Raw genomic sequence first — 6,020 nt, 5'->3', positions numbered from 1 at the left:
GCAGGCGCCTCGCACAAAAAAACCGGGAGGTCATCTCCCGGTTTTTTGCATCGCCATCCCACCACTCAGGAGTAAGAGGGAATGTTCTCTTCTTCAAGTACCTGCGGGTCGCGGCGCGGCTGCAGCTGAACCGAGGACACCAATTCCTCGGTAATCAAACTCCGCTCATCGCAAAGGGCCCACAAATCCTCATTCGCGCCGGCCTTCCGGCCATGGAACAGCGTGACGACCACGCCGCAATCCTTGACCGCCTCCACCGCCGGGATCAGATTGCTGTCGCTCGCCACAAGCGCCACGTCGGTTATCTGGCCGGATTCCGCGAGCCGGACCATGTCGACGCCCAGCATCATGTCCACGCGTTTTTGAAGAAAATTCTCGCGGCCATCTTCCCGGACCCCGCGGAACACGATTTCGCCGAGGCGAACCTCGAAGCGCGGAAGACGATCGAGCGTCTTGAAGAAACGCTGCTTGTTGTTGAAGCGCCGCGCCTCCTCTTCGGTCGGATTCGGCCCCTGATAGGGAAGACAGTGATAATAATACGTACGCAGGAGCTCGTGCCCTTCAACCAGTTTTTGCGAAAGGCGGGCGAAGTCCACCCGCATCTCCGAAAACTCCTCCCGAATCAAAAACTCCATATAGGCGCCATCGATAAAAACAGCCGACCTCCCCATCTCCCCCTCCCATTTTTTTTTCGCATAAATATGCCTGTGAAGCGATTTGCAAAATAATATTGGAATACAGGAATCATACCTGATTGTGGATGCAGGGGAAATGGCCGGGAAGGGGCAAAAAACAGTGCTTTGCGGCCTAGAGGAACTCCGCGTCCTCGAGGATGGCTTCATTCATGTTGGCCCCCTCCAGAATGGCGCCCACGAGCGTCGCCCCCCGGAAGCTGGCGCCGGCCACGTCCGCATCTGAAAGATCCGCGTCGGAGAGCGCCGCGCCCTCCAGGTCGGCATCCCGGAGGTCCGCCTCGGAAAGATCGGCGTCCGAAAGATCCGCCTCGCGCAGGACGGCGCCCCGCAGCACGGCCCCGCGGAAATTGACGCCGGAGAGATTGAAGCCGCTCAGATCCACCCGGGCCAGATCGGCCCCCTCAAAATCGGCCGCCTGCTCCCCCTGTTCGGCGGCGCTGAGCGCCCGCTCGACTTCCATTGCCGTCATCGCCATAGTGCTTCCATCTAAGTATCTCCTCCGCAAAGAAGCAACCCCGTATCCCTGCTTCTCTTCTGATTGACACCCGGCGGCACCGCGCCTAAAAAGGTTTTTGGCCGGATATGCGGACGCGGGAAGGAGGGTTCATGCCCCTCCGGTCCGCTGCAAGCGCACCCCTCATCCAGAGGAGCGGGAAATGGACGTGAAAAAAATCGGGGTGGTCGGTCTGGGAACCATGGGCTCGAACATCGCCCTGGTCTGCGCCCGGGGCGGCGCCGACACGGTGGCCTGCGAGATGGATGCGCCTTCCCTGGAAGAGGGGATGAACCGCGTTCGGAGCTTTCTCGATGCCGGCGTGCAAAAAGGAAAATCCTCCCCCGGGGAGCGCGACGCCACTCTGGGGCGGCTGAAGGGAACGGCCCAGCTCACCGATCTCGCCGGCTGCGACCTCGTGATCGAAGCCATCCACGAGGATATGCCCGAGAAGGAAGAACTCTTCCGCCGCCTGGGCGATATCCTTTCCCCCGCGGCGATACTCGCGACGAACACGAGCACGCTTTCCGTCACCGAACTCGCCGCCGCCTCCGGCAGGCCCCCGAACGTCATCGGCACCCATTTCTGCCTTCCGGCCGCCTTGAACAAAATGGTCGAGGTGGCCCCCGGTCTTCTCACCTCCAAGGATACCACCGCCGCCACCCTGGCGTTTCTCGAGCGCGTGGGCCAATCGCCCGTCGAGGTAAAGGATTCTCCCGGATTCATCCTGAACTATTTCCTCATCCCCTTCCAGAACGACTGCATCCGCCTCATCGAGACGGGCTACTCCACCCCCGCCGACATCGACGCGGGCATTCGGCTCGGCCTGGGCTACAAGATGGGGCCCATGCGGCTGCTCGACATCGAGGGGCTCGACATCCACCGCACGGTGGCGCTCTCGCTCTATGAGCAATTCAAGGACCCGCGGTACATGCCCCCGCCGCTCGTGGACCGGATGATCGCAGCGGGCCGCCTGGGCACCAGGACCGGGCGCGGCTTCTACTCCTACAAAAAACCCGGCATCTACGGGGTGGCCGAGCCGGACGAGGCGGCCGCGGAACAGCGGGACATCTCCCTGGGAAAGCCCATCTGCGATGCGATCCGAAAAGTCGGCGTCGTCGGGCTGGGCGCCATGGGGAGCGGCATCGCCCAGGTGTGCGCGACGGCGGGGCTGGAGGTGTTTTCCATCGAGGCGAACGAGGGCGCCCTCGAGGCCGGGATGGGCCGCGTGAAAAAGAATCTCGAAGGCGCCGTCGCCCGCGGAAAGATAGAGGATTTCACCCGGAAAGAGATCCTCGGCCGCTTCCACGGCAGCACCGACCTCGGCACGCTCGCGGACTGCGACTTTATCATCGAGGTGGTCGTCGAAAACATGGCCGTCAAGCTCGAGATGTTCGAGAAGCTGGAGCAGGTCGCCAAGGCGGATGCGATCTTGGCCTCCAACACCTCCTGCCTCTCCGTCACGGCGATGGCGGCCAAAACCAAGCGCCCGGACCGGGTGCTGGGAATGCACTTTTTCAATCCGCCCTACGCCATGCGCCTCGTCGAGGTGATCGAGGCCGTCCAGACGGCGCCCGAGATCGCCCAGTTCGGCATCGCCTTCTGCCAGCGCATCGGAAAAACCCCCATCCTGGTGAAAGATCGGCCCGGCTTTCTCGTGAACCTTCTTCTGGTTCCCTACCTCAACCAGGCCGCGCAGGCGTTCGACGAGGGCCTCGCCACGCGCGAGGCGATGGACAAGGCCGTGCACGGGGGGCTGGGGCACCCGATGGGCCCCCTCACGCTGCTGGATCTCGTCGGAATCGATGTGGCCGAATTCGTGGCGGACGCCATGGCCGTCGAGATGGGCGGGAGCCGCTACGTCGCCCCCCCGATTCTCCGCCGGATGACCTCGGCCGGCTGGCTGGGCCGGAAATCCGGAAAAGGGTTTTACGACTACACATCGAAATAGCGCCGCGTGAAGCGCTGGATACAACAAGACAAGGGATCATGGATGAGAAGTTTCCCGAAACCCCTCGTCGTGATCAGCAAGTGCCTCGAGTTCGCACCCTGCCGCTACAACGGACAGGTGATTTCCTTCGATCTGATGCACACCCTCAAGCCCCATGTGAAGTTTCTGCCCGTGTGCCCGGAGGTGGAGATCGGCCTGGGCACCCCGCGCGACCCGGTCCGCATCTTCCTGAAAGCTGGAAGCCGGAACCTCCACCAGCCCGCGACGGGCCGCCTCCTGACCCGGAAGATGGGCGCTTTCGCAAATTCCTTCCTCTCGGGCCTCCCGGCCGTGGACGGCTTCATCCTCAAGGGGCGCTCACCCTCCTGCGGCATCCGGGACACCAAAATATTTTCCGGCATGAAAGAAGGCGCCCCGCACACAAAAGGAGCCGGGCTGTTCGCGAAACAGGCGATGGAAAAATTTCCGGGGCTGGCGATGGAAGACGAAGGAAGATTGATGAATCCCGCCTGCCGGGAACATTTTTTCACCAAGCTCTTCACGCTGGCCGATTTCCGAAAGACGAAAGAAAAAGGCACCCTGCGCGCGCTCATCCGCTTTCAAGAGAAAAACAAGCTGTTGTTCATGGCCTGCCATCAAAAAGAAATGCGCGAGATGGAAAAAACCGCCGCCAACCACGAGAAGCTTCCCTTCCAAAAAGTCTATGCCCGCTATTCGCAGCACCTTTTCAAAGCCCTCGCCCGGCCCCCGCGGCGCGCCTCGAACATCAACACGCTCATGCACGCGATGGGGCATCTCTCCAAGAAACTGACCGGGCGCGAAAAGACCTTTTTTCTTCAGACACTGGAGCGCTACCGGGAGGGAAAGGCGCCGCTCGGGACTCTACGCGATATTCTCCGCGCCCGGCTGTCCAGATACGCGCTGCCCGGAAACGAGAAGCCTTATCTGGACGGACAAACCTTCTTCGAGCCCTATCCCGAGGCGCTTTGCGATTCGGTAATGGGTTAGTTTGCTTGCTTTTCTTGTCATTCCGAGCGCAGCGAGGAATCTGCTTTTAAACAGCAGATTCCTCAGTCGCTGCGCTCCTTCGGAATGACACCGCTGAACCATTGCGCAAACGGACCCGCTGCCCAATTTTCTCGGGATTCCCGCTGTTGCCCGATCCGGCCATGGATGATATTCGTCACGTATAGACATTCCCTTCACCCCAAGAACGAAAACCGCCGGGCGCTCCGGCCCGGATGCGGGAGGTTTTGGATGAAAGCGGCAATCTTCCACGAGACAGGCGGCCCCGAAGTATTGAAGATCGAGGACATCCCCGCGCCCGAAGCCGGTCCGGGCCAGGTACTGGTCGAGGTCAAGGCGGTCGGCATCAACCACCTCGACCTGTGGGTCCGCATGGGCCTCCCCGGCATCGACGCCGTGATGCCCCACATCGGGGGCAGCGATTTCACCGGCGTGGTGAAGGCCCTCGGCCCCGGCGTGAAGGGATTCGAGGTCGGCCAGCGCGTGATCGACTATCCCATCGAAAGCTACGGGGGCGTTCCCTACTACCTTTGCGACGACCCGCCGCCGGGCACCTTCGAGATCATCGGGGAGCAGACAAACGGCGGCTGCTGCGAATACATCGCCGTGAACGTACCGAACCTCCAGCCGCTCCCCGAAAACCTCTCGTTCGAGGAAGGGGCGGCCATCCCGATTGTGTTCATCACCGCCTGGCGCATGCTGACCGAGCGGGCGCAGCTGCGGGCGGGCGAGACGCTGCTGGTCCAGGGGGCGGGCAGCGGCGTGGGCACCGCCGCCATCCAGATCGGAAAGCTCCTCGGCGCCCGCGTCATCGCCACCACCAGCACGCCCGAAAAGATGGAGCGCGCCCGCGCGCTCGGGGCCGATGCGGTGATCAACTACCGCGAGGAATCCATCAGCAAGCGCGTGCGCGACATCACCGGAAAGGCGGGGGCCGACGTTATCTTCGAGCATGTGGGGGACGCCACCTGGGGGGAGAGCGTGAAGAGCGCCGCCTACCACGGGCGCATCGTGACCTGCGGGGCAACCACCGGATTCGAGGGAAAGACCAACCTTGCGCTGCTCTTCTCCAAGCAGCTCTCGATTCTCGGGAGCACGATGGGGAGCCTGGCCACGTTCAAGAAGGTGCTCCGCTTCCTGGCGGAGGGCGCGCTCAAGCCCGTCATCGATCGGGTGATGACCCTCGATGACTGCCGCAAGGCGCACGAGATCCTCGAGGAAGGATCGCAGTTCGGCAAGATCGTCCTGCGGGTCGGAGATTAGCTGCGGAATCCAGGCGCACCCTCCGGGCCATGCCCGCCCGCGGCGGAGGACGATTTTAATCTGCCCCCAGACTTATTTGCCATCGTCCGTCTCCACCAACTCAGCACTAAGAGTCTGGATCTAATTTTTCCATTTCCATTCCTCAAAATTTATTAAGTGCATTTTTTAGTTTTTCAATTAATTCACTATCCAAGCCTCTGTCCCTGCCCGCCATAAGGATTTGTTCGCCAAGCATCCTCATGTTTTGTCGTTCTTGACCTGTTAAAGGAGTCGAGAGGGGAGGAAGGCGACGTTGCCGCTCCTCGGAGAGGAGTGCCTCCTCGACAAGGGTTGAAATCATTGCCGAGGCCGATACGCTTTCATTTTCACAATGCGCGCGGAGCAAGTTTGCGGTTTTCTCGGATAAGCGAGTGGTAAAAACTTCTTTTTTTCTCGGTGTCCTGGTCATATAAAACCTCCTTATAGATTACTATAGTAACGTTACTATTGTAACTCAACTGACTTTTTTGTCAAATCCCCTGTGAGTGGCGATTACTAATTCGCCACCCACCCCCCCCCGCGCCCGGGGCGCTCCGAGGCGCGGGCGACGGCC

6 protein-coding genes are annotated in these 6,020 nt (G+C 61.1%); 3 read left to right on the top strand and 3 right to left on the bottom strand.

What is annotated here, in order from left to right; genetic code table 11:
• Positions 1 to 65 precede the first annotated feature (65 nt).
• The gene (locus O2807_10735) at positions 66 to 671 is read right to left on the bottom strand and encodes an NYN domain-containing protein (GenBank protein ID MDA1000973.1); all 606 of its coding nucleotides are present in this window, start codon (positions 669 to 671) and stop codon (positions 66 to 68) included.
• A 136-nt stretch (positions 672 to 807) separates the two neighbouring features.
• Positions 808 to 1,170 (bottom strand): pentapeptide repeat-containing protein, encoded by a 363-nt coding sequence (locus O2807_10730; GenBank protein ID MDA1000972.1) that lies wholly within the window; start codon positions 1,168 to 1,170, stop codon positions 808 to 810.
• Between the two features lie 181 nt (positions 1,171 to 1,351).
• On the opposite strand from O2807_10730, the gene O2807_10725 reads away from it, so the two are divergent.
• The 3 genes from O2807_10725 to O2807_10715 all read left to right on the top strand — a co-directional run bounded on the left by O2807_10725 (position 1,352) and on the right by O2807_10715 (position 5,428).
• Positions 1,352 to 3,139, top strand: coding sequence for a 3-hydroxyacyl-CoA dehydrogenase family protein (locus O2807_10725; GenBank protein ID MDA1000971.1), 1,788 nt, complete (start codon positions 1,352 to 1,354; stop codon positions 3,137 to 3,139).
• Between the two features lie 42 nt (positions 3,140 to 3,181).
• Positions 3,182 to 4,147 (top strand): DUF523 and DUF1722 domain-containing protein, encoded by a 966-nt coding sequence (locus O2807_10720; protein MDA1000970.1) that lies wholly within the window; start codon positions 3,182 to 3,184, stop codon positions 4,145 to 4,147.
• Between the two features lie 249 nt (positions 4,148 to 4,396).
• Positions 4,397 to 5,428: a zinc-binding dehydrogenase gene (locus O2807_10715; GenBank protein ID MDA1000969.1), complete on the top strand. Its 1,032-nt coding sequence runs from the start codon at positions 4,397 to 4,399 to the stop codon at positions 5,426 to 5,428.
• Between the two features lie 142 nt (positions 5,429 to 5,570).
• Here O2807_10715 and O2807_10710 read toward each other — a convergent pair whose 3' ends face one another.
• Positions 5,571 to 5,876, bottom strand: a complete 306-nt coding sequence (locus O2807_10710) for a hypothetical protein (protein MDA1000968.1) — start codon at positions 5,874 to 5,876, stop codon at positions 5,571 to 5,573.
• Between the last annotated feature and the right edge of the window lie 144 nt (positions 5,877 to 6,020).

The organism is bacterium (genome assembly GCA_027622355.1).
Classification (GTDB): domain Bacteria; phylum UBA8248; class UBA8248; order UBA8248; family UBA8248; genus JAQBZT01.
The sequence above is the reverse complement of the archived record's forward strand: the minus strand, read 5'-3'. Positions and strand labels throughout refer to the sequence as shown.